The following is a 22725-nucleotide window of genomic DNA, read 5'->3' as shown; positions in this document are numbered from 1 at the left end:
CCTCATCGGTTCTCTCCCTCGTAGTGGAACGGGCCGCCCGGCCGGCGTCCGATCTCCACGACCCACTCGTGCGCGTGGGTGCCTTCGACGACCGAGGGGAGCGCCTCCTCGAGGTAGTCGACCGACTCGTCCGTCGTCGCACGTCGGTCCAGCATCTTCGGCAGGACCCTGGTGCTCAGGGCGCTCGCGAGGTCCACGTACTGCGGCTTGTGCTGGAGCCTGCGCGGCAGGACGTCGGCCGGGTCGAGGGTTCGGGGCGAGTCGACTCCGAACGTCGTCTTGAGCACGACCTCTTCGGGGACGCCGTGCCGAGCACGCCACGCAGTCAGGGCCAGCAGCCGGTCGTGTTCGGCGGGTCCGGTTCCCAGGGCCGCGGTCAGGTCCGCGCCGCCGTACCAGCGGCGCCGGGACAACAGCACGTCGCCGACGGAGAGCCGCGGGCACACCAGCGTGTGCTGCCGGTCATGGGACCGGGCCTCGAACCAGCCGTTGAGGAGGTCGTTGTTGAGGCGTCCCCCGGTGGTCAACGACGTCGCCAGTGACAGCGGCGGCGGGAACAGTCCGGGGTGGCCCGTGCCGAGGGGCAGGACACGGGTCCTGCGGCCCTCCGCATCCTCGATGCGGAGCGTGTCCGACGCGGTGTCGTGCACCAGACGGAGCGCGAACCAGTCGTCGGGTTCCATGCCCTCCGGCAGGATGTGCGGGTGCGCGTTCACGTTGAGACGGTGCAGCCCGCGCTCCTCCACCACCCGCGCACCGTCCCACGCGTACCGCTCGGTCAGCCGGTCGGCCAGGTACGGGATCGCCTCGCCGGACAGGCTGCGGTCGGCGTCGAGGAACCGGGAGTACAGCATTCCGTGCCCGGGCAGGCCGTCGTTGAAGACAAGCCGGTCGCCCGCGGCCTGCACCAGCACCCCGTAGCTCATGGGGTCCCGGCGGATCCGCTCGGGCAGGCCTGCGGTGAGTTCGGCCGCCTCCAGCGCGGTCAGGCAGACGTCGGACGCGCCCGAGTCGACCGCCTGCGTGATGCGGGACTGAGTCTCCTCGATGATCCTGCGGCGCAGAGCGAACAGCTGCTGGAGGCTGCCGTCGGCGGTGCCGAGGCCGTCGAGCACGCCGTTGTCACCGCTCGCGTACGACTGCGCCATCAAGGCCGCGCGCCGGGAGATCTCCTGGACCATGGATGCGGCGTGCTCGGCGAGGGGGACGCTAGCCCCGGGGCCGAAACGCTGCACGAAGGCGGCCGTCGTCAGGATGCGCACGTCGTGCAGCCAGTCGAAGACGGACAGCAGTTCCACCGTCGGCCCGAGGTCGGCGAGCGGGCGGCGCCAACGGCTGGAGTCGACGGTCGTGGGCGGAAGGACGAAATCCTCCTCGATCGTGACCCGGGCCGGGCGGCGCGCCAGCTGGCCGAGCTGCGCGAAGTCGGCCTCGATCGCGTCGAGTTCGCGCCGTCGCTCCTCGACGGGTCCACTGCTCAGACGGGGCAGCCGCGACCGTACGTCGTCGAGCAGCTCGGCTCCCGGCGCCCCGGGCCGGGACAGCAGCCGTTCCAGGTCCGCGGCGCCGTCCTCCGGTTCGTTGTACGTGCACAGGATGCCTTGGTGAACGCCCTGGAGCACGGCCTTGGCCGCGGCCTGCGCCGTGCACCCGGTCTGTTCAACGAGGTGTGCCACCACGGAGCGCACGGGTCGGGGTCCCATGACCGTGGCGTCCACGAGGGCGCTGACGATGCCCTTGACCGGGGCTGACAGGCGTTGGAAGCCGGACTCGGCGGGGCGCAGGAAGTACAGCGTTTCCCGGCCCTCATCGAGTGCCGAGGTCGGCGCCAGCGACACCCAGGCGCCCAGGAGTTCGGACCCGGTGGCTGCGGGCAGCCCGCCGAGCACGTAGTTGACCATGACTCGGTCCAGGCTGGGGAAGGCCTCCGCCGCCCCGAACTCCACCGACCCAGGGTCGACACCGCCGGGCCCCGGTACGGCGATACCTACTGCGGTGAAGCGGGCCAGGGGGCTGGTGCGCACCATGGCCCGCGTGACGTACTGGAGCAGGCCGCGCTCCGACTTGCGGCTGCGGGCGGAGAGCCGCCCGGGGCCGGCGACGGCTGCGCGGTAGCGCTCGGACTCCTGGTACACCTCGGGAGAGACGAGGGCCAGCGAGCTGCGCAGGTGTTCGTCGCCCAACACGTCGGCGATCCGCTGACGCTCCCGGTCGGCCGCCGGCTCGTACTGGCGGGCCGCCTCCTCGCGGACTTGCCGCCGATCCTCCGTCGCGCGGCACCACTCGGCCACGGAAGGGATGCCCGGCAGGGTGTTCCTGAGGGGGCGGTCGTTGTGGATCGCCCGGCGCGCGGCGATGAGCTGTCCGCGCACGGTGTCTTCGGTGGTCTCCCCGATGAGGGCGTACAGCTCCTCGGAGCACCGGTCGGCAGCGAACCGTACGTCCCGCTCCGCCTGTTCGAGCCGGGCCAACAGGCCGCGGAGTTCGTGGTCGGCGAGGCGGACGCGGCTGAGTGGGTTGATGCGCAGAAGCCACAGGGGTTCCTTCTGCGGGCTGCTGTTCGTCGGCTCCGGTGCCCTGAGGGGTGGTGTCTCCAGCGTGGTCATCGGGCCGCCCCCTGGGTCTGTTCCCACCGCACCCGGCCCTTGTCCAGGCGCTCCTGCCAGGTCTCGCCGAGCACCTCGTCGATGGTCTCGGCGAGCGCGTAGCACATGTAATAGCGCTGGATCGGGGAGACGGCGAGCAGCGGCAGTTGCTGGTAGAAGAGGTTGATCAGCAGGCGGTACGCGGCGAACCACGGCGTCGGATCGTCGATCACCCCGGATTCCACCGCGGCGCGGTGGAACGCGGTATCGGGGTGGGTTCCCTGCGGTACGACCTCCGGCGCGGTGGGCGGTCCCGTGCCGGTGTTGTCGACGGCCGAGTTGACCGCGTCCAGCATCGCCGGAGTCAGCCGGCCGTCCATCACCGCGCTGTCCAGCGTGCCCGTGGAGTAGGCGAACGCGGTACGCCACTCGGCGGCCGCGGGGCCGACGCGCCCGGCGAGGCGCTGCTCCACCAGCGCGCGCAGCACGGGAGCCTCCTTGGCCAGCCGTGCGGCGAACACGGGGCGCATGTCCTTGCTGGGGGCTGCCCAGGCAAAGAAGGCCTCGGCATGCGAGCGGAACGAGAAGGCACCGTGGGCGAGGCCCAGGAAGTAGGAGTCGCCGAGCGCGAGGAATGCCTCCGCAAGCCGCGGGGTGGCCAGGGAGCGGTCCTTCGCCACCTCGTCGATGGTGTTCATAAGCGGCGGGCACAGCACGCCGTGCACGATCTCCGCCTCGCGCAGGTCCCGCAGCAGGGGATCGCGCACGACCCCTTCGTCGGGGCCGAGGAATTCGACGTCACCGTGCTCGCGCATCGGGAGGTACGGCGGCGCGACCGCTTCCAGCCGGCCGAACTCCCGAGCCTGCTCCAGGTACTTCGCCTCGTTCAGCGCCCGGTCCGCGGGCAGCGGGCCGGCGTCCATCCGCTGCGCCACGGACGACCAGGGGAGCTCCTGCCCGAGCGCCCCGCGCCCGATGACATCCACGTGCGGGCCGTGCAGCCAACCTCGCCGCAGCCGTACGACGGCGCCGCCGCTCTCCTGTACGGAACGGGCGACGGGCACCACCGACGCGGAGAGCCACGCCAGTGTCACGGGTGCCCGGGTGAACAGCCGGACCCCGGTGGGCCGGCCTGTCACGGGGGCGTCGCTACGGTCTGTTGGCGCATGGGCTCTCATGGCACTCATCTTTCAAGAATCGAATGCGGCCAGAAAGAGACGGCCACTCAACTACTGACATCCGTCACGCACTTCGTGACACCTGTGCCGCGTTTCGCGAGCGAGCGGTGGATAGAATGCCCAGGTGATCAACGAACCCGACAGGCGAAAATTGAGCGAGAACCGACCTTTGCAGGGCGCGGTTATCATGTCCGTTTTCGCGTCGATATGGGAAATCCTGGGAGTCTCCGGTATCGCACCGCGGGTGCCGGGGTCGGCATTGGTCGGCATAGCAGCCGTGGCCGTAGTTCTGGCTGTCGCAGCGGTGGTGCTCACGATCCGGTTCGGGATGTCGCCAGGACCACGACGCAGCCGCCGGGTGGCCGCCAACAGCTTCCGGGTGTTCGGCAGGGTCAACATCGGGCAGACCGTGGCGATCGTCGCCGCCGTGTTCATCCTGGGCCACTTCGGCCAGTGGGTGTACATTCCCGCGGCCGTGTGCCTCGTCGTCGGGGCACATTTCCTGCCGCTCGCGCGGACCTTCGCCCAGCCGCAGTACTGGTGGACCGGCGGGCTGCTGATGGCACTCGCGCTGGTCGGTGCGGTGGCGCTCGGCGGTGGTGACGCCGAGCGCGGCCGCGTCCTGCTGGGTTTCGGCGCCGCCCTTGTCCTGTGGACGACCGCGTTGCACGTCGCCCGCAAGGGCTGAACCGCGGGCAATCGTTGCCCCGACGACGGCGGTGACCGCCCCCTTCGCGGGAGCGGGCACCGCCGTCCGTCCTACTGGATCAGCCGGCCGACCTTCGTCAGCAGGTCGACGAGGAGCAGGTCGACGAGGAGGACGAGGTGCCGCTGGTGCCGCCGGAGGCGCCCATCTCGGGAAGGGCGACGCCCTGCGACACCTCGAGGACCTCCAGCTCGGTCACGTCGAAGGAGTCGAAGACCTGCTCGATGTCGGCAGAGTTGACGACGGTGTTCATAGAGAACTCCTCAGTATCTTTCGGATGCGGCCGGTTGACCACATAGGGAAACTATTTCGATTTTCCAGCGCCAAGGCCACCCTAAAAGCGCTTCAATTGACACTTGTCACATCCACAATTACCGATATCACGCAACCGAAAGGGAATGACAGATTCCATCGGTGTCAATTTTGCGCACTCGACAGAAAAATGCCTCCACCGATTCGGTGGAGGCATCATTCACGCAAGCGGCAAGCCGTCAGGCACGCCTCAGCTTCGAACCCGCCCAGGCAGCCCACTCCGGGTCGTTGACCCACTCCCAGCCCTGCTCCCGGTCCCAGATCCCGGGGTCGCCCGGCGGCCGGCTACCCAGGATGAAATCGCCCACGGACGATTCCTGGAGATAGTCCAGGCCCAGGACGCGCGCCGACATGTCCGAGTTCCCGATGCCCAGCCCGCAGGGCGCCAGGCCCATGGCAGTCGCCACGAGATACATGGTCTGGTACAGCACGCCGGTGTGCCGCAGGGTCGTCGCGTACGCCATGCCGCTGTACTTCCAGGACAGGCGCTGGAAGCGGGACGTCATCGTGATCAGGAGGTCGGGGTCGGCCTCTCTGGCCGTCGAGACGGACGCCACTTCCAGCATGGCCCGGCGGTCCTGGTGGGCGTCGTTCACCAGCACGAGCCGGTGCGCGACGGGGTCGTAGTAGTAGATGCCCGGGTCGATGCCGTCACAGCGCTGAACGGTCAGGTACAGCTCCAGCTCGAAGGACGACCCTCCGGTGGGGTAGGGCCGCGAGACGATCTCACCACCTGGTTCATCGTCGGGCGCGGGGACGAACCGCGTCCTGACCCTGCCGACCCGGTAGAGGAACTCGCCGATCTGCTCGGCGGTGAGCGGCTGTTCTCCGTAGCTGCGGAACGACCTGCGCCCTTCGAGCGCCGCCGTCAGCCCGGGGTCTCGCCCCGTGATCTCTTCCAGGGCTGGACGGTACAGCTCGATGGAGGGGCCGTCGGGCACGGCTTTGACCGCGGGCCGGGGAGCGATCTCCCCCCGGTGCGGGAACGTGCCGCCCAACGGGGCGTCGTGGCGGCCGCTGCGGATGCGCGAGTGGAAGAGCAGGTCGTGGAAGTCCCACTGCCGCAAGGTCGAGTTCTCCTCGGTCTCAAACTCCTCTCCTGCGGAACGGCATTCGACGAGTCCGGCGCCGACCAGCACGCCCAACAGCGCGCACACTTCTGGCAGTGCGAGATCGCCGCCATCCTGCTCAGCAAGATCACCAACGCGTCGGCCGGCGGCCAGCGAGGAGACAAGGGTCCGGGCCGTCCGGTGGACCAGCAACGCCCGCGCCGACGCCAGCGGCGACTCCAGCACCAACGTTCCGGACCTGCTGCGGCACAGGGCGAACCGGGACAGCCGCACGACGTCGTCCGGCCCCACCACCGTGGTGGCCGGATCAGTGTCCTGCCCGGTCTGCTGGAACCGGATCAGTTCGCGGCCGCCGACGGCCACACCGAACTCGACCAGCCGGCCGAGACGGGCCAACAGGCGCTGGAAGCGCTCGCGTTCGGCGGGCTCGAACCCGTCGAGGGTCTCCCCCAGCGGGACCAGCCCTCCGGCAAGCGCGGCGAGCGCGTCACGCGTGCCCCCCGCGGGGAGACGCACGGCGAAGGTGCTCGCCGGCGTGGCGAGGCTGACCGACGCGGCATCGAATTCAACCCGGACGTCGTCCCGGAAGCCCACGGAGTACTCGACGCACTCGACTTCGGGCCATGGGGTACCAGGCCGCATACCAACCTCCGCATCACAGTGACCGATCCGCCATGGTCCTGCCCTTCCGCGGTCCGCCCGCAAGGAGTTGATGATGCAGATCAGAGACTCGATGACATTGGTCATCAGACTTCCGGGACTTCTCCACGCGCCCCGCGAATTACCTTTGTTTCGGGGGCGATGATGTTTGTCATCCTCGACCGTCCGACGCTTGCGGACCACCCACGAAGCTCCCAGCATTATCTCTGATCACCCCACTGGAGGGAATCCAGGAAGAAACAAGAAGGATGGGGCGGGGATGTCTGTGGGACAGGTGCTGAGCGAAAGCAGCCAACAGACGCCGAACTATGTTCTGCGGATCCTGGGGCACCTCGAAGCCGATCCGGCGAAGACCGCCGTGTACTCCTGGGACGGCGATCTCACCGCCGCGGAATTCCACCGGCTCATCACCGATGCCGCGGTATCCCTCGCCGGTGCCGGGGTCGGCCCCACCGACACGGTGGCCGTTCTCACCGAACCCAACTCCCCCGCCATGCTTGCCGCACGGTACGCCGCCCATCTGCTGGGCGCCGCCGTCATCCACATCCGGTCGATGAATGCGCGCAGCGACGAGGACGAGCTGCCCGCAGCCGAGCAGGCCCGGCTGCTGCAAACGACCGGCGCGCGCGTGGTACTGGCCGACGAGCCCAACTCCCCGCGTGGCCAGGTGTTGTGCAACGGCCGGGCAGGCACCGTCCTGCTCATCCTCGACCACGCGGCCACGACGAGCGGCGGCACGGATCTGCCGACGGCCGCGCCCTTCGTCCCGGAGAACCCGGCCGTCGTCGACCTCACCAGTGGCACCACCGGAAGCCCCAAGCTCGTACGCCGGTCGTTCGGCGTGCGGGGGCGCCTCGTCAACCTGTCGTTCGGATCGCTGCCGCCCGAGCACCGGCCCACGCTGCTGCTGGTGACGCCGATCAGCCACGCCACAGCGACGATGGCCGACGCGGCGCTGGCCGCAGGTGGCTCGATCGTTCTGCACAACGGCTTCGATGTGCACGACGTGCTGCACGCACTCGCCGAGCACCGGGTGACGGACACGTACCTCGCGGTGCCACACCTGTACCAGCTCATCGACAGCCCGGGGATCGACCGGGCTTCCTTCCCGTTCCTTCGCCAGGTCCTCTACAGCGGCACAGCCGCCGCGCCCTCTCGAACGGCCAAGGCCTCACAGGTCTTTGGCGACACACTCGTCCAGCTGTACGGCAGCACCGAGGCCGGCGGGATGTGCACGCTCATCCCGCTCGACCACTATGAGCCTGAGTTGCTGCCGAGTGTCGGCCGTCCGTTCCCCTGGGTGGAGATGGAGATCTGGCGCCCCGACTCCCAGGAGCCGGTCGAACGAGGCGCGACCGGAGAGATCTGCGTCCGCTCGCCCACACTCATGGACGGATATCTCGGCGAAGGAGACCGTGCCGCCCTCACCGCGGCGGGCGACTGGCTGCGTACCGGAGACCTCGGCCACTGGGACAAGTACGGGTATCTGCACCTGGTGGGCCGGATCGGCGACGTCGTCAAGGTCCACGGCATAAAGGTCCATCCGGCGGCGGTTCAGGAGGTTCTGCTGAATCACCCGGACGTGGCGAACGCCGTCGTGTACGGAACGCGCGGCGCGGAGTTCATCGAACGCCTTGAAGCAGCAGTTGAATTGCGCGGGAGCGCCCGATTCTCTGACGACGAACTGCGCTCCCACATTGCCGCCGAACTCACGGCGGCGCACGTCCCGGACGCATTTCACCGGTGGGCGGAAATACCGCTCACCCCCTCCGGGAAACCTGACTACGCACACCTCAGAGGCCAAAAGGAAGCGCAATGATCCCTCAAGGGCACTTCGCGCGGTCGTTGCGCTTGCGACGGCTGCATCACCACACCACGACCGGATTGATGATCACGCCTCTGGACCACTCCATCAGCGACGGCCCGGTGGTGCCGAGGAACAGCTCCCTCGATCTGCTCGCGCAGCAGCTCGCCGCGGGCGGAGTCGACGCGATCGTCCTGCACAAGGGCAGCCTGCGGCACATCCGTCCGGAGCGCTTCGCCGAGATGTCGCTGATCATCCATCTGAACGCGAGCACCGGGCAGGCTCCGGACCCGGACGCCAAGTACCTGGTCACGGAGGTGGAAGAGGCGCTGCGCCTGGGGGCGGACGCGGTGAGCGTGCACGTCAACCTGGGCTCCGACGATGAGCGCCGCCAGATCGCGGATCTCGGCCGGGTCTCCGATGCCTGCGACCGCTGGAATCTGCCACTCATGGCCATGGTGTATCCCCGCGGTCCCCGGATCCCGGATCCGCACGACCCGGAGCTCGTGGCCCACGCGGTCACGATCGCCGCGGACCTGGGCGCCGACCTGATCAAGACGACCTTCCCGGGTTCACTGCCCGACCTGATGGCACTGACTGCCGCCTGCCCCGTCCCGGTCCTCATCGCCGGCGGTCCGCCGCGGGCCACGGAGGAGGGAGTCCTCGACTTCGTCGGGGAGGTCGTCGCGGGCGGTGCACTGGGCGTCGCCATGGGGCGCAGCGTCTTCCAGTCCGCGGACCCGCAGAGGATGGCCGGCCGGGTGGCGCGGCTCGTGCACGGGCGCCCCGTCCTGGCGGGCATGCCGGCCGGCGAACCCGCCGTATCCACCGAACATTTCGACCACATGACGAGGGGGCACCAGCGTGACGGACAGCAAACTGTGCTGGCTTGACGTACGCAAGGCGGGCGATCTCACGCCGGCCGTTCTCGAAGAGGCCGTCCACCAACGCATCGACGCCGTCGTCTCCTCCGACATGACGGCACTGGCGGATCTGCCGCCCACGGTCCGCCGCGTCCTCGTCCACGACGCGGGCGAGCCGACCGACGGCTTCGAGGGCGCCGACCTGGTCCTCGTGGCCGGCGGCACCGACGACCGGGCGAAGCTGGCGCAGGCGTACCCCGCGATCGAGTTCGGCCGGTACGTGGAGATCGTCGACGCGGACAGCCTGGAGCTGGCCTGCCAGTCGGCCAGGACCGAGCAGTGGAGCCTGCTCGACTTCCGCGATCCCACGAAGATTCCGCTGGAGATCGTGATCGCGGCGGCGGCCGGCTGCGACGGCACCATCGTGACCATGGCCGCCGACGTGACGGAGGCCGAGATCATCTACGGCGTACTCGAACTGGGTTCGGACGGCGTGCTGATGCCCGCGCGCGCCGTAGGTGACGCGACCGCTCTGCGGCGGGCCGCCGGTACGACGTCCGGTGAGATCTCGCTCGTCGAACTGGAGGTCACGGCGACCGCCCACATCGGCATGGGTGAGCGAGCCTGCGTCGACACCTGCAGCTACCTCGGGAAGGACGAGGGCATCCTCGTCGGCTCGCACTCGAAGGGCATGGTCCTCTGCGTCAGTGAGACCCACCCGCTCCCGTACATGCCGACACGCCCCTTCCGGGTCAACGCGGGGGCGATCCACTCCTACACGGTGTCGGACCACGGCCGAACGCACTACCTGAGTGAACTCGTCGCGGGCAGCAAGGTGTTGGCGGTGGACACAGAGGGGCGCACCCGCGTGGTGAGCGTGGGCCGCGTAAAGATCGAGACCCGACCCCTGATCTCCGTGGACGCTGTCGCTCCCAACGGGCAGATGGTGAACCTCATCCTCCAGGACGACTGGCATGTCAGAGTCCTCGGCCCCGGTGGCGCGGTACTCAACAGCACTGAACTGCGGCCCGGGGACACGATCCTGGGGCATCTGCCGACGGCCGACCGGCATGTCGGCTATCCGATAGACGAGTTCTGCCGCGAACAGTGAGCTCTTGCAGGGTTGCCGCTCGAGCGTGAGGACGGCCTGCGCCCTCCAGCGCCTCTACCCGATCAGTGGACACGCTGAAAATACTCAGTGAGAAGCCGAGTTTCCGGAGGCGATGTTGTCCGCCCCGGGAACTCGGCGCAAGTCCAGGTGATCTGCCAGGCGGTCAGATCAAGCATCGTTCGTTCGCTATGCGTACGGCGTCGTAGCGATTTCTGGCTTCCAGCTTCTTGATGGCGGCGGAGGCGAGATTACGAATCGTTCCTGCGGAAAGATAGAGCTCACCAGCCATCTCCTTCACGGACGCCCCCGCTGCTGTCATGCGCAGCACATCAGCCTCTCGGTCACTCAACGGGCCGCCCGGCCGGCCCATGGCGAGCAGCAGTTGCGGGTCCATGACGAGCTGCCCCGAGGCGACGCCTCTCACCGACTCGACAAGTCTTCGCAGCCCGGCGCCCTTGGGAACGACGCTCAACGCCCCGGCCCTCAGTGCCTGGTTGACGAATGTCCGCGTCGGAGCGTCCACCACGAGGGCCACTCCGCAGGCGGGACGCGTCTTACGTATTCTCCCCACCGCAGCGACGCAGTCCCCATAGTCCCTGTCCGGGTCGATCAAGACGACGTCAGCGTTCTTACGCTCGACCTCTTGCATCAGCTGTTGGTAGTTACTGGCGACGGTCACTACCTCAAGTCCCTCTTCGCAGCTAAGTGATTCAGCCATCAGCTCCACCGCGAGAAGACACTTTCCGGCAATAGCGATACGACTCGTCATGCTGCTCCCCGTTTATGCCGCGCACCTACCGAACGGTCAATCCCGTACAGGCGCCTCACAGGCCACTCTAAAAACACTTGTGTGATGCACATGGATTTTTGAGGGAGATTTGAGGTCGGAGCCGTCACATTTTGCTTGCCATTTGCTCGGGGCCTCGGTGGCGGTGTTGCTGGGTGCGGACATGCGCTCGCGCGGCGCGGTACGAGGAAGCCCATGCAGGACGGGCTTCCCGCAGCCCCTGCTTGGAGCCGAAGTGTCGGGTCACCAGAGCCGGGGACAGGCCGGCCGCTGCCGCCACGGCACGGGCCCACGCCGCCTGCTCAGCGACGCCCCTTGAGCCGCTCCATGCCCACGACCCCCACAACGGCCAGACCGATCTGGATGACCAGTTCGATCCAGTCGATGCCCTTGGTGTCGGCGACGTCGAAGGCACCGGCGATTGCCGTGCCGACGAGAGCGGCGGCGATACCGACCAGGATCGTCCACAGGACGCCGATCCGCTGGCGGCCGGGGATGGCCAGGCGGCCCAGAATGCCGATGGCGATGCCGATCACGATCGCGGTGAAGATGCCGGAGATCTCCATGTCGTTATGTCTCCCGTTGGATTGGTTCCTCGACGCACATGTCGGATTACGGGTTTCCCGGCGGGGCGGACGCAGTCCTGGTCGTTTCGGTTGAACGAGGCGACGGGAGGCTCGTCAGGCTCGCTTCCAGGTCGTCCAGAGCCCTGCGCGCAGTGGCGATGCGGGTGCGTACGTCTGCCTCGGACGAGGACAGCGGTTCTGTTTCCGGGGCGTTCGACTCCTCGGGCTCCTCCATGGCGCGCGCCTCGTCGAGGGACGTGATGACCACGCCGATGAGGACGTTCACCAGGACGAAGGAGGCGATGAGAACGTAGGAGGCGTAGTAGACGATGCTCCAGCGGGAGATCTCCAGGCCCGCCCGGAGCGCGTCGCCGAGCCCGTCGAGGGTCATCAGCAGGAACAGGGTGAGGACCGCGCGGCCGATGGAGCCGAAGTGCTCGGGGTCGGCCTCGGCGAAGAAGACCCAGCCCACCATCGCGTACACGTACAGCAGCAGTCCGCCCACGAGCAGGAAGCTGACGGTGCCGGGCAGGCTGCGTCCCACGGCGACGAGCACGATGCGCAGTTGGGGCAGGAAGCGGGCCGCGCGCAGGACTCGGGCGAGCCGCAGCAGTCGCAACACCGTGGCGTTCTCGCGTACGACGGGCAGGAAGGCGCAGGCCACGACGGCCAGGTCGAACAGGTTCCACGGGTCGCGCCAGAAGTCGCGTGGGCGGTCCGCGTGCGCGCCCATGCGCAGCAGAATCTCCCCGGTGAAGATCGCCAGGAAGGCGTGCTCGACCAGTTTCAGTTCGTCGTCGAAGCGGTCGAGGACGCCGTTGTACGTCTCGACACCGAGCACGGCGGCGTTGGCGAGGATCAGGGCGAAGACGGTGACGGCGAACCAGCGGGCGTCGGTGACGGCACGACAGCGGGCGGCCAGTGCCTCGCGTCGGGGCGGCCCGGGTAAGTGAATCGTGTTGCTGCTCACGGGAATTGGATCTTACGTGCCCCGACGGGTGGCCGGGGCACGTAGCGAGCGAACGGGCCGGTCAGGAGCCTCGCAGCCGTCCGAGACTCCCCCGCCTACGCTGTCCGCGGGTGGGTCAGTCGGGCCAGCAGGTCGTCCAGGACGACGAGGCCCGTCAGGCGGCCGGTGTCGTCGCAGACGACGGCCAGCGAGGCGCGGCGCCGGCGCAGTTCCTCGATGGTGTGGCCGACCGTGTCTGTTTCGCTCAACTCCGGTACAGGACGGGCGAGTTCCCGGGCGGTTGCCGTTCGGCCTCGGGCCCGGGAGATCAGCGCGTCGCGGGCGTGGACCGAGCCGACGACCAGGGCGTCGTCGCGCACCAGGAGGCGGTTGCGGTCGCGGGCGGCGGCCGCGGCCAGGATCGTGTCCGTGTCCGCGTCGGCCGACACCGAGATGATCCGGTGCACTGGGATCTGTAGCTCGCCGACGGGCATCAATGGCTCCACGAGGGAGCTGGTGATCAGCTCGGAGTCGTCCTTGCTGATCAGGCCGAGGCGCTCGGATTCGGTTACCAGGTGGGTGAGTTGCTCGCGGTTGTGGACCTCGGTGAGTTCGTCGCGCGGGGTGACCTTGCACATGCGCACCAGCGCGTTGCTGACTTTGTTCAGCAGCCAGATCAGCGGGCGCACCGCCTTGACCACCGCGCGGAACGGCGGCGCCAGGAGCATCGCCGAGCGCTCCGGGTGCGCGATCGCCCACGACTTGGGGGCCATCTCGCCGACGACCATGTGCAGGAACACCACCACGATCATCGCGAAGGCGAACGAGATGCCGTAGCTGAGGCCGGAGGGCAGCCCCCAGCCGTGCAGCAGCGGGTCCAGTTCGTGCGAGATGGCGGGCTTGGAGATGGCGCCGAGCCCCAAGGTGCACAGGGTGATGCCGAGTTGGGCGCCGGCGAGCATGAGCGAGAGTTCCCGCATGCCGGCGAGGGCCGCCTTGGCGCCGCGCTGTCCGGCCTCGACGGCCTTTTCCATCCGATGCCGTTTGGCGGCTACGAGGGCGAACTCGGCGGCGACGAAGAAGCCGCTGCCGATGAGGAGCAGGACCGTGATGAACAGGGCCATGGGGAGGCTCATGACTGCGGCTCCCGGTCGGTGGCGGCGGGTCTGCGGGCCAGGTGGATCAGTTCGGGGACGTGGCGGTCGAGGGTGCGCACCTCGATGACGGCGCGGTCGCCGTCGGCCAGGTAGACCGTGAGGTGGTCGCCGATCGCGGGGAAGCGGCCGAGGCGGTCCACGATGAGGCCGGCCGCGGTGTCGTAGTCGGCTTCCCCAGGCAGGTCGATGCCGGTGGCCTCGGCGATCTCGTCCAGGCGGCGACCGGCGTCCACGAGCCAGCCCGCGCCGTCCGCGTCCGGGGCGGCGAGCCGGAGTTCCTGGTCGGTCTCGTCGGCGATGTCGCCGACGAGCTCTTCGGCGATGTCCTCGTACGTGACGATGCCCGCGAGCCCACCGTGCTCGTCGAGGACGACGGCGAACTCGTCGTCGGCCGCGCGCATCCGGTCGACCGCGGCGGGGAGCTGGAGGGTGTCGGGCAGGAGGAGAGGCCGGCGGGCGAGCGTGGCGGCGGTGGTCGTCTCGTACGCGGCCTGCGGCAATCGGGTCAGTTCGCGTACGCCGAGGACGCCGGCGACGTCGTCGGGGTGGTCGCCCATGACCGGGTAGGTGGAGTGACCGTGCTTGGCGATCAGGTCGACGGCCTCGGTGGCGGTCGCGTCCTTGCGGACGAAGACGGCGTCCGCGCGCGGGACCATGACCTCGCCGAGCGTGCGCTCGTTGAAGGCGAGTGCGTGGTCAAGGAGTTCGGCGGCCTCGCGGGGCAGTTCGCCCTGCTCATGGGATTCGCCGATGAGGTGGCTGAGTTCCTCCAGGGTGGCGCCGTGGTGCAGCTCCTCGACCGGCTCGATGCCGACCTTGCGCAGCAGCTTGTTCGCGGCGCTGTCGAAGAGGTGGACGACGGGGCCGACGATCTTCAGATACACGACGGTGGAGCCGGCCAGCGACTTCGCGAGGCGCTCCGGGACGGCGAGCGCGAGGTTCTTCGGTGCCAGCTCGCCCAGGACCATCTGTACGACCGTGGCGACCACGAAGGCCAGGACCACCGAGATGCCGGTGACCGCGGCGTCCGGGATACCGAGGCCGGACAGGGCGGGCTTGAGGAGGGCGGAAACGGAGGGTTCGGCGAGGAAGCCGACGACCAGGCCGGTCACCGTGATGCCGAGCTGGGCACCCGACAGCATGAAGGAGAGTCGCTCCAGGACCGTCAGCGCCTTGGCGGCCTTCTTGTCGCCCGCCTCCGCCTCGCGTGCGAGGGCGAGCCGGTCGGCGGCAACGTAGGCGAACTCCTGGGCGACGAAATATCCGGTGCCGGCGGTCAGCACGAGGACCGCGAGCAAGCCGAGCACGGCACTCAGCACGCCGCACCACCCCGCTCACTCGCTGCCGTGCTCACGCTCACGAAGCGCTGTGCTCGGCGGGATGGCCGGGGCCTGTGCCCCGCAGAGTCCGTCGATCTGGCGGACACCTGGCAGCTCCTTCGCGCTTTACTTTCCCTTTACCTTAACCGGAACAACGGCCACTCTCGCCCCGGTGTTCCTGATCAGTCCGTTGCGGGCATACCACGCGCCACTCGGCTCCGGGAGACACCAGACGCAGCAGGCCCACGCGCGATCGAGTGCGCCCCATGTGCGTACAGCGGCCCGCTCTCGGCAGGAAGGCGACTCCAGTCTCCTCCGCCATGGCCAGGAAGAAGGCGCGTCCCTGGCGTGACTGGCGCGAGGTCGACCAACCGTATTCATATGCATCCGGATACGAGGCAAGCGCCAGGTGCACGACCTCCCGCCCTATCCCCTCGCCCTGCCGCTCGACGGCGATGTTCGTTATGTGCCCGCGGCCGCAGGGACGGCAGACCTGAAAGTCCAGTCGCCCCACACTGTGCCCGTCGGCGTCCAGGGCTTGGATGAGTCGACGGTCCGCGCCGGCGTCGGCGGGAGTGCACTCGAGGACGACAGGACGTCCGGTCCGGGACTTCATCCCGCTCTACGCTGCTTTCCGACGTCGCCCCTCGGAGAGGGCTTGAACGCCCACTCCATTTTCGGTTCCATCACGAACCGGAAGGCGCGCTGCACTGGTGGCGTACAGAGCACGGTGATGACGGACATCGCGATCAGTGTCACCGCGACCTCACCCCACGGTGTGTGCACCCAGTCCACCTCGTACCAGTCCCAGAAGCGGGAACCCTTGGCGAGGAAGCCGTGCAAGAGGTAGCCGTACAGCGTGCCGGCGCCGAGCGCCGTGAACCACAGCTTGCGGCCCGGCACCCACGCGAAGAAGCACGCGACGAGGATCACCGAGCAGCCGAACATGGCGAGCGTCATCACGGCGCCGCTCCAGCCGGGCGCACCCAGCTCCTGGGCGCTGTCGCGCCGGTAGAACCAGGCGGCGTTCATCCGCGGTGCCGCCCAGTACGCGAACAGCAGCGCGCTCGCGAACACCGGCACCGCCAGGATCCGCGCATTCTTACGGCGCACCAGGTGGAAGTGTTCCGGCTTCAGGCACAGGCCCAGCACGAAGAACGGCAGGAACTGCAGAACGCGCTGCAGGTCCAGGTCGTCGCCGATGTCCGGAGAGACCGCGGCCAGTGCCGCGATGGCGAGCGCCAACGGCAGTGGCCAGCGAATCACCTTCCACAGCGGTGTGGTAAGCCGCCAGATGAAGAGGGCGATCAGGAACCAGGTCAGGTACCAGGGATCGAGGAGGCTGAAGTCGTAGCCCGGATCGTCACCGGCGTAACGCTTGAAGAGCGTGTAGACGACCTCGAACACCACATACGGCACCGCCACACCCGTGATCAGCCGCTTCAGTCGGCCGGGGCTCGCGTCGAACGAGCGCGAGAAGTAGCCGGAGATCACGATGAACGCCGGCATGTGGAAGGCGTACACCGTGACGTAGAGGGCGGAGGCCGCTCGACTGTCGCCGCGCAGCGGCTCCCAAGAGTGGCCCATCGCGACCAGGACGATCGCCAGATACTTGGCGTTGTCGAAGAACGCGTCCCGCGCCTTGCCGGGCTTGCCCGAAGGCGCCTGCCGTTCGGCTGCCGCAGGGCGCTGGACGGACGGGGCAGCCGTCTGATGTGCCATCGATGCCGACGATGACTCGCTCACACCCACCCCTCCGTTCGCTTCAACGCGATGGAACCCGCAAGTCGAAATTCTCGTCTCACAGTGTTTACGGGAGTGGAGTAGCTGCCGAACATTCTCCGCACCGTATCCACCTCATGGACAGCCCGTAAACCGAACACGTCCTAGCATGACGCGGGTCACAGGTGTAAGGGCCACTCACAGGTGGCGGCCGCCGTCGGGCACCAGGTCCTGGACCGTGCGCCCGACGGCGGGCTCACCGACCGCCGCCAACTCCCGGCCTTCGTCGGCACGTTGAACCTTCGCCATGAACTGGCCCGTTTGGCTGCCGCCGCCCGTGAGCGTGCAGCGGGCGAGCCCCTGCCCGGTGGTCTCGTCGACAAGTCGGCAGTAGGCACACAGCCTGCGCCGGGCTCTTCATGCAACCGACGCCCGCGCCTCAAAGCCGTCGCCCCTCACAACTATAGAGTTGCGCAACCAAGCAACACATGAGCACGAGCGGAGAGACGTACGACATGGGAATCGTCAGCTGGATCATCCTGGGCCTCATCGCCGGAGTCATCGCCAAGGTCCTGCTGCCCGGCCGTGATCCGGGTGGACTGATCGGCACCACCTTGATAGGCGTCGCGGGCGCGTTCGTGGGCGGCTGGCTGTCGGCCCGCTTTCTCGACCGACCCATCAAGAAGGACTTCTTCGACCTCCCCACGTGGGGCGCGGCGATCGGCGGCTCGCTCGTCCTGCTCATCGGCTACCGACTCCTGTTCGGCAACTCGCGGGACTGACAACCGCGTTCCCACAGACGGGCCCGCAGAAAGGGCAGGACCCCACGGTCCATCAGCGCCGCACGCCACACCTCGCGGGCCCGCGCCACATCGCCTCTCGAACCCCGGGCACCGCCCCGGGCCGGAACATCTGCCGCACCCGGGGCCGCGCGATGCCGGGCCGCCTCGGCGACGACGCACACGATGCGTCCCGCGCACGAGAGGAGGCCGACCCACCGGCCGGACCACGGACCGGACCACGGACCGGACCACGGGCACGGATGTATTCGGCGTACTCGGCTGCGGCCCGCGAGGCAATCAACTCGCGCTCCCTCAGGGCGTCTTCGTGCAGACGCTCCCGGCGCTCCCCCGACACGGCTGCGAACTCCGGCGCGGCCAGCGCCTGTTCCAGCAACTCGCCGAAGACCGACACCCGCTCCGCCCGCATGAATCCACCTTGACGTCCCCGCACTCCCGCCCCCAGCCGCAAGTCGAAACAGAGAAGAGGGGCAACCGCAGTCGACGTGCGTAGGCCTGTCGGCTCCCCACCCTTGAATCTACATTGATGTAGAAGATTGGCGGCGCTGGGGAAATCCAGGCTCATGAGCCACGATGATGAGCACACCCAGCCACCGCGGCGACCAGGAGGAGCAGCGTGCCGGACTCAGACCGTCGGCCCCAGCGACGCGCCCAAGGCGAGCTGGAGACACAAGTCCTGGCCGCGTTGCACGCGGCCGATGCCCCGGCGACCGCGGGGTGGGTGCGCGACCGGGTCGGCGGCGATCTCGCGTACACCACGGTGATGACGATCCTGGCCCGGCTGCACGCCAAGGATGCGGTCGCCCGCCGACGGGAGGGCCGGTCGTTCTTGTGGACACCCACGTCCGACGAGGCCGGGCTCGCCGCCCTGAAGATGCGCAAGGTGCTGGACGCCGAGCCGGACCGGGAAGCGGTGCTGGCCAGCTTCCTCACGTCCCTGCCCGAGGGCGACGAGCAGGTGCTGCGCGACCTGCTGCGTCGCGTCGACGAAGAGGACCACGCCGACAAGGCCGACGGGGAAGGCGCGGTCTGAGCCCGTGGGCGTCTTCGTCTTCCTGCCGCTCGTCCTGCCGTTAACGGCGTGGCCGGTGGCCCGGCTCGCCACCCACCGGCTCCCTCCTCGCACCGCGACCCGGCTCCTGACCTGCGTGGCCGCCGTGATGGCGGTCTGCAGCACGCTGTGCCTGACACTCCTGATGGTGGTCGGCACGGCTCAACTGCCGGGCAATCCCCTGCCGGACGGCTGGTCGGACCCCGAGGTGCGGGCCGCCGTGCCGCAGGACCAGATCGCCGGCAAGGCGGCCATCCCGGCGCTGGCCGCCGTCGTCGCCGCGTGCGGGCGCACGCTGTGGCGGCACTTCGCACTGCGCCGCCGCGCTCACGAGGCACTCGCCGGCCTGCCGGACACCGAGGTCGTGGTGCTGCCCGACGCCCAGCCGTACGCGTATGCCCTGCCCGGTAGCCGGTCGACACGCGGACGGGTCGTCGTCAGCACCGCGCTGCTCGACCGGCTACGCTCCGCCGAGCGGCGGGCGGTGTTCGCGCACGAGCGCAGTCACCTGACGGCCCGACACCACCGCCATCTGCTCGCGGTGCGTCTCGCCGCTCGCGCCAACCCGTTTCTGCGTCCGCTGAGTTCGGCCGTGGCCTATACGGCGGAGCGGTGGGCCGACGAGGAGGCCGCTACGCGGGTGGGAGACCGCAGGACGGTCGCACGGGCCATCGGCACGGTGGCGCTGTCCGGTGGCGCGGTGCGCGAGCCGGTCTTCGCCTCCCTCGCCGCGCCGGGCCCCGTACCCCGCCGGGTGGCGGCGCTGCTCGCGGGGCCGCCACGTGCATCCGTACGACCGAGGGTGTTCACCACCGTGGGACTCGCCACGTGGACGGCCGGAGCCGGAACGGCGGCCTCCGCCATGGCCTCGGCGAACTCCGCGCTGACCCTGGCGACCGTCCTCCACGCGGCGACGCCGATGTGACCAGGCCCAAGGCGGCAGCGCCCGCCGCCCTGGGCCCGGCCGGCCCGGAGGACTACAGGTCGAACTCCTGCGGCGGCAGCCCCAGCATCTGGCACGCCTCGCGCACGACGCCCTGCTCCGTCTTGTCGAAGTCGCCGTCCGCGCCACCGATGACGATGCCGATCTGGATCACGGCGCGCGCCTCGGCCTCCTTCTTCTTCGCCTTGGCGACCTCCTGCAACACGCTGACCTTGCCGAAGTCGAAGTCGGCGGTGAGCTTGTTCAGGTTGTCGTCGAAGCGCCGCTGGAGGTCGGCGGCGTCGAAGTTCTGCAGTACCTCGTTGCTCGTGATGAGCTCCGCCACGCGACGCCGCTCGGACGGATCGATCGTGCCGTCGGCCGCGGCGACCAGCGCGCACATCGCCATCGAAGCATCGCGGAACGCACCGGACTTGAGGTCGTTCTTCTTCGCCACGAGCTGCGTCTGCATCGTCGACGCGGATTCCTTGATGCGGTCCCACAGGGCCACGCGTACTCCTACGGTTGAGGTGTCCTACCGAGCTTCAACTTCTACAGCAATGTAGAAATTTACGGCAGACGCCCAGAGTTCCGCCCCACTTACCGCTCACCCGATCGTGGCCGGTGCGGCGGGCCCCACGAGTTCGGTCAACACGTCCTCCATCGTCACGAATCCGATCACCGTCCCCTTGTCGCCGGTGACCGCGGCGAGGTGACTGCCCTGCGCGCGTAGCGCGGTGAGGGTGTCGTCGAGCGGGGTGTCGAGGCGGACCCGGGTGAGCGGGTGCAGGCCCGTGCGGGGGAAGGGCAGGTCACGGTCGGCGATGCCGAGGGTGTCCTTGATGTGGAGATAGCCGAGCAGCTCCCCGTCCGCGCCGGTGACCGGGAAGCGGGAGAACCCGGCGTCGGCGGCGGCCCGTTCCAGTTCGGCGGGGGTGGTGGCGTCCGTGACCGTACGCATCTTCTGCGCGGGCACCACGATCTCGCCGACCGGGCGGGTGCCCAGCTCCAGGGCGTCTCGCAGCCGTTCACCGTCGGCGGGCGAGAGGAGGCCCGCCTCGCTGGAGTCGAGCACCATGCGGGCGAGTTGGTCATCAGTGAAGACGGACTCGACCTCGTCCTTCGGCTCGACGCGCAGCGACCTCAGCAGTGTGTTGGCGAAGGCGTTGATGCCGAAGATCACCGGCTTGAGGGCGCGGGTGAGGGCGACCAAGAGCGGGCCGAGCAGCAGGGCGGTGCGCACGGGCGCGGCGAGCGCGATGTTCTTGGGCACCATCTCGCCGAGCAGCATGTGGGCGTACGTCGCCGCGGTCAGGGCGATCACGAAGGAGATCGGGTGGACCAGGGCGTGCGGCACGTGTGCCGCCTCGAAGCCAGGCTCCAGCAGATGGGCGATGGCGGGTTCGGCGACGGCGCCGAGCACCAACGACGAGACCGTGATGCCCAGTTGGGCGGTGGCCAGCATGGCGCTGATGTGTTCCAGGGCCCACAGCGTGGAGCGGGCCCGCTTGCTGCCCTCCTGGGCACGCGGTTCGATCTGGCTGCGGCGCACAGAGATCAGGGAGAACTCCGCGCCGACGAAGAAGGCGTTGGTGAGCAGCGTCAGTACGCCGATGGCGAGTTGCAGGGCGGTCATCGGGCCTCCTCCATCAACTCGGCCGGCTCGGCGGCGGGCGCCGGTTCGGTGATGCGGACGCGGTCGGCGCGGTGGTGCTCGATGTCCAGGACGGTCAGCTCCCAGCCATCCAGATCGACGCTGTCACCCTGGATCGGGATGCGTGTCAGGTACGTGGCGATGAGTCCCGCCACGGTCTCGTACGGGCCTTCGGGCGCCGTCAGCCCTATCGCGGTGAGCTGGTCGATGCGGACACCGCCGTCGGCCTCCCACGCGGCGCGCCCGTCCGGGCCCGCCGGGGCGGGCTGCAGGTCGGGCGTCTCGACCGGGTCGTGCTCGTCACGCACCTCGCCGACGACCTCCTCCACGATGTCCTCGACGGTCGCCACGCCCGCTGTCCCGCCGTACTCGTCGATGACGACGGCCATGGTGCGGGTCTCGCGCAGCCGCTCCAAGAGCCGGTCGGCGGGAAGGCTGTCGGGGACCAGCAGGGGCGCGGTGGCCAGCTCGGTGACCTGGGTGAGCTGTCGCCTCTCCGGGGGCAGCGCGAGGACGTCGCGAATGTGGACGGTGCCGACGACCTCATCGAGGCTGTCCCGGTAAACAGGGAAGCGCGAAAGCCCGGTGACATAGGTGAGGTTGGCGGCATCGACGGCCGTCGCGTGCGCCTCCAGGGCCTGGACATCGACGCGGGGCGTCATGACGTTCTCCGCGGTCAGCTCGCTCAAGTGCAGGGTGCGCACGAACAATTCGGCCGAGTCGGCCTCCAGCGCCCCTTCGGCGGCGGAGTGCCGGGCGAGCGCAACGAGCTCCTCCGGGCTGCGCGCGGACGCCAGCTCCTCGGCGGGCTCCAGGCCGAAGCGGCGCACGAAGCGGTTCGCCGTGTTGTTCAGGTGCCGGATGAACGGCCCGAACGCGGCAGTGAACCCGCGCTGCGGACCGGCCACCACCTTGGCCACGGCCACCGGGCGGGAGATCGCCCAGTTCTTCGGCACCAGCTCGCCGACCACCATGAGGATCACCGTGGACAGGACGACACCGAGCACACTCGCCACCGACGAGGCGGCGCCGCCGAGACCGATCGCCTCCAGCGGTCCGCGCAGCAGCGCGGCCAGCGACGGCTCGGCAAGCATGCCGATCACCAGAGAGGTGACGGTGATGCCCAACTGGGCCCCGGACAGCTGGAACGTCAGAGTGCGGACCGCCTTCAGGGCGCCGTCCGCACCCCGCTCCCCCGCCTGCGCCGCACGCTCCAGGTCGGCACGTTCCACGGTGGTCAGCGAGAACTCGGCCGCCACGAACAGGGCACAGGCGAGCGTGAGAAGCAGCGCGAGAACGAGCAGCAGGACCTCGGTCACCACTCCACCTCCGCCCTCTGATCGGTCACGTCGAGCGGTCTGGGTGCAGCGGCACGAGGCCGGCTACTGGGAGGCTCACCCATCGCGGGCTGTGGCTCCTTCTCGTTCGGAGGATCGAGTGATCCTGATGTTTATCGGCGGGGACGGACCCCGTACCACCACGGTAAAAGCACAGCAAAACAAGCTCGTC

21 protein-coding genes and 1 pseudogene are annotated in these 22725 nt (G+C 69.0%); 7 read left to right on the top strand and 15 right to left on the bottom strand.

Going from position 1 to position 22725, the window contains the following annotated elements; genetic code table 11:
* Positions 1-2: 2 nt before the first annotated feature.
* Positions 3-2606 carry a lantibiotic dehydratase gene (locus OHA73_RS36700; protein ID WP_266722516.1) on the bottom strand — a complete coding sequence of 868 codons (2604 nt, stop codon included), beginning with the start codon at positions 2604-2606 and terminating at the stop codon, positions 3-5.
* A complete protein-coding gene (locus OHA73_RS36695; protein WP_266722515.1) occupies positions 2603-3724 on the bottom strand; it encodes a hypothetical protein in 1122 nt (373 codons plus the stop codon). The genes OHA73_RS36700 and OHA73_RS36695 overlap by 4 nt, the downstream gene beginning before the upstream one ends.
* A 163-nt stretch (positions 3725-3887) precedes the next feature.
* On the opposite strand from OHA73_RS36695, the gene OHA73_RS36690 reads away from it, so the two are divergent.
* On the top strand, positions 3888-4451 hold the full coding sequence (locus OHA73_RS36690; RefSeq protein WP_266722513.1) for a hypothetical protein: 564 nt from the start codon (positions 3888-3890) through the stop codon (positions 4449-4451).
* Positions 4452-4548: 97 nt separating this feature from the next.
* Here the strand turns inward: OHA73_RS36690 and OHA73_RS36685 are convergent, their stop codons facing one another.
* Together OHA73_RS36685 and OHA73_RS36680 are read right to left on the bottom strand one after the other, a co-directional pair.
* Entirely contained in the window at positions 4549-4722 is a 174-nt protein-coding gene (locus tag OHA73_RS36685; protein ID WP_266722512.1) for a thiazolylpeptide-type bacteriocin, read from the bottom strand.
* Between the two features lie 238 nt (positions 4723-4960).
* Positions 4961-6493 carry a SagB/ThcOx family dehydrogenase gene (locus tag OHA73_RS36680; RefSeq protein ID WP_266722510.1) on the bottom strand — a complete coding sequence of 511 codons (1533 nt, stop codon included), beginning with the start codon at positions 6491-6493 and terminating at the stop codon, positions 4961-4963.
* A 277-nt stretch (positions 6494-6770) separates the two neighbouring features.
* On the opposite strand from OHA73_RS36680, the gene OHA73_RS36675 reads away from it, so the two are divergent.
* From OHA73_RS36675 to OHA73_RS36665, 3 genes are all read left to right on the top strand, one after another.
* Positions 6771-8330, top strand: a complete 1560-nt coding sequence (locus tag OHA73_RS36675; RefSeq protein WP_266722509.1) for a class I adenylate-forming enzyme family protein — start codon at positions 6771-6773, stop codon at positions 8328-8330.
* Positions 8331-8398: 68 nt separating this feature from the next.
* Positions 8399-9208 carry a 2-amino-3,7-dideoxy-D-threo-hept-6-ulosonate synthase gene (locus tag OHA73_RS36670; protein WP_403723057.1) on the top strand — a complete coding sequence of 270 codons (810 nt, stop codon included), beginning with the start codon at positions 8399-8401 and terminating at the stop codon, positions 9206-9208.
* Complete coding sequence (locus tag OHA73_RS36665) at positions 9180-10289, top strand: 3-dehydroquinate synthase II (protein ID WP_266722507.1); 1110 nt, start codon at positions 9180-9182, stop codon at positions 10287-10289. Before OHA73_RS36670 ends, OHA73_RS36665 begins: the two co-directional genes overlap by 29 nt.
* 163 nt (positions 10290-10452) lie before the next feature.
* Here OHA73_RS36665 and OHA73_RS36660 read toward each other — a convergent pair whose 3' ends face one another.
* The 8 genes and pseudogenes from OHA73_RS36660 to OHA73_RS36625 form a co-directional block, all read right to left on the bottom strand.
* Positions 10453-11058 carry a response regulator transcription factor gene (locus OHA73_RS36660; RefSeq protein ID WP_266722506.1) on the bottom strand — a complete coding sequence of 202 codons (606 nt, stop codon included), beginning with the start codon at positions 11056-11058 and terminating at the stop codon, positions 10453-10455.
* Positions 11059-11182: 124 nt separating this feature from the next.
* A complete protein-coding gene (locus OHA73_RS36655; protein WP_266722505.1) occupies positions 11183-11356 on the bottom strand; it encodes a TetR family transcriptional regulator in 174 nt (57 codons plus the stop codon).
* Between the two features lie 22 nt (positions 11357-11378).
* The gene (locus OHA73_RS36650; RefSeq protein WP_266722503.1) at positions 11379-11642 is read right to left on the bottom strand and encodes a GlsB/YeaQ/YmgE family stress response membrane protein; all 264 of its coding nucleotides are present in this window, start codon (positions 11640-11642) and stop codon (positions 11379-11381) included.
* 46 nt (positions 11643-11688) lie between these two features.
* Entirely contained in the window at positions 11689-12612 is a 924-nt protein-coding gene (locus tag OHA73_RS36645) for an ion transporter (protein ID WP_266722502.1), read from the bottom strand.
* Between the two features lie 95 nt (positions 12613-12707).
* Entirely contained in the window at positions 12708-13727 is a 1020-nt protein-coding gene (locus tag OHA73_RS36640) for a hemolysin family protein (protein ID WP_267068386.1), read from the bottom strand.
* Positions 13724-15064 carry a hemolysin family protein gene (locus tag OHA73_RS36635; protein ID WP_266725646.1) on the bottom strand — a complete coding sequence of 447 codons (1341 nt, stop codon included), beginning with the start codon at positions 15062-15064 and terminating at the stop codon, positions 13724-13726. The genes OHA73_RS36640 and OHA73_RS36635 overlap by 4 nt, the downstream gene beginning before the upstream one ends.
* Positions 15065-15679: 615 nt before the next feature.
* Positions 15680-16789: an acyltransferase family protein gene (locus OHA73_RS36630; RefSeq protein WP_266722500.1), complete on the bottom strand. Its 1110-nt coding sequence runs from the start codon at positions 16787-16789 to the stop codon at positions 15680-15682.
* Between the two features lie 198 nt (positions 16790-16987).
* Positions 16988-17185: pseudogene (locus OHA73_RS36625) on the bottom strand (TerD family protein); the annotation flags it as partial.
* Between the two features lie 119 nt (positions 17186-17304).
* Here OHA73_RS36625 and OHA73_RS36620 point away from each other — a divergent pair.
* The 3 genes from OHA73_RS36620 to OHA73_RS36610 all read left to right on the top strand — a co-directional run bounded on the left by OHA73_RS36620 (position 17305) and on the right by OHA73_RS36610 (position 19565).
* A complete protein-coding gene (locus OHA73_RS36620; protein WP_266725644.1) occupies positions 17305-17571 on the top strand; it encodes a GlsB/YeaQ/YmgE family stress response membrane protein in 267 nt (88 codons plus the stop codon).
* 634 nt (positions 17572-18205) lie between these two features.
* Positions 18206-18622, top strand: coding sequence for a BlaI/MecI/CopY family transcriptional regulator (locus OHA73_RS36615; RefSeq protein WP_266722499.1), 417 nt, complete (start codon positions 18206-18208; stop codon positions 18620-18622).
* 4 nt (positions 18623-18626) lie between these two features.
* On the top strand, positions 18627-19565 hold the full coding sequence (locus tag OHA73_RS36610) for a M56 family metallopeptidase (RefSeq protein ID WP_266722497.1): 939 nt from the start codon (positions 18627-18629) through the stop codon (positions 19563-19565).
* Positions 19566-19617: 52 nt separating this feature from the next.
* Here OHA73_RS36610 and OHA73_RS36605 read toward each other — a convergent pair whose 3' ends face one another.
* The 3 genes from OHA73_RS36605 to OHA73_RS36595 form a co-directional block, all read right to left on the bottom strand.
* Positions 19618-20073, bottom strand: coding sequence for a tellurite resistance TerB family protein (locus tag OHA73_RS36605; RefSeq protein WP_266722495.1), 456 nt, complete (start codon positions 20071-20073; stop codon positions 19618-19620).
* 96 nt (positions 20074-20169) lie between these two features.
* A complete protein-coding gene (locus OHA73_RS36600; RefSeq protein ID WP_266722493.1) occupies positions 20170-21198 on the bottom strand; it encodes a hemolysin family protein in 1029 nt (342 codons plus the stop codon).
* Entirely contained in the window at positions 21195-22535 is a 1341-nt protein-coding gene (locus tag OHA73_RS36595) for a hemolysin family protein (protein ID WP_266722491.1), read from the bottom strand. Before OHA73_RS36595 ends, OHA73_RS36600 begins: the two co-directional genes overlap by 4 nt.
* Positions 22536-22725 lie beyond the last annotated feature (190 nt).

It is taken from the genome of Streptomyces sp. NBC_00483, from assembly GCF_036013745.1.
Taxonomy (GTDB): Bacteria; Actinomycetota; Actinomycetes; order Streptomycetales; family Streptomycetaceae; genus Streptomyces.
Note: the sequence above shows the minus strand (reverse complement) of the source record. Positions and strands in the feature narration are given on the sequence as shown.